Origin of the sequence: Bradyrhizobium sp. 87 (assembly GCF_023073015.1) — a bacterium.
Taxonomy (GTDB): domain Bacteria; phylum Pseudomonadota; class Alphaproteobacteria; order Rhizobiales; family Xanthobacteraceae; genus Bradyrhizobium; species Bradyrhizobium canariense_D.
In genome coordinates this window covers 1-550 of record NZ_JADPIQ010000089.1, presented here as the reverse complement: position 1 = coordinate 550, position 550 = coordinate 1, and the positions used below count along the sequence as shown (strand labels likewise).

Genomic DNA, 550 nt, shown 5'->3' with positions numbered 1-550 from the left:
GTCGACGATGAGCAGCTTTGGCTTCGACAGCGCGAGCAGTTTCTCGTCCAGGCGTCGCTCGCCGTGGGCCTTGGCAAGACCTGCGACCAGCGTCGTCGCCGTGGTGAACTGCACCGTGTACCCGGCCAGGATAGCCTCTCGCCCCAGCGTGATCGACAAGTGCGTCTTGCCGACGCCGGGCGGCCCGAGCAGCAGCACATTCTCGCCGTTGGCGATCCAACGTGACGCGGCAAGATCGCGGATCTGCTTTGGATCAATCGAGGGCTGCGCCTCGAAGTCGAAGCCTGCGAGCTCCTTTACGGCCGGGAAGTGTGCAAGCTTCAGCGCCATCTCGATGCGACGATGATCCTTGCGCGCGATCTCACGTTCGCACAGCAAGATCAGCGTCTCACGCGCCGACAGGTTCGCGCGCGCCGCCTCGTCGAGCAGGCTGTCGAGCTGATCGCGGATCCCGGAGAGCTGCAATCGCGCCAGCATGGCATCTAGCGGATCGGTCGTCGCTTCCATTACCTTTTTTGCCCGCGTCATCAGAAGCGTCCTCCGACCACGG

General features: G+C 63.8%; 1 protein-coding gene. It reads right to left on the bottom strand.

Annotated elements, in window-relative coordinates; genetic code table 11:
• Positions 1–528, bottom strand: a 528-nt coding sequence (locus IVB50_RS42765; protein WP_276577032.1) for an ATP-binding protein, incomplete at its 3' end; no start/stop codon positions are given.
• Between the last annotated feature and the right edge of the window lie 22 nt (positions 529–550).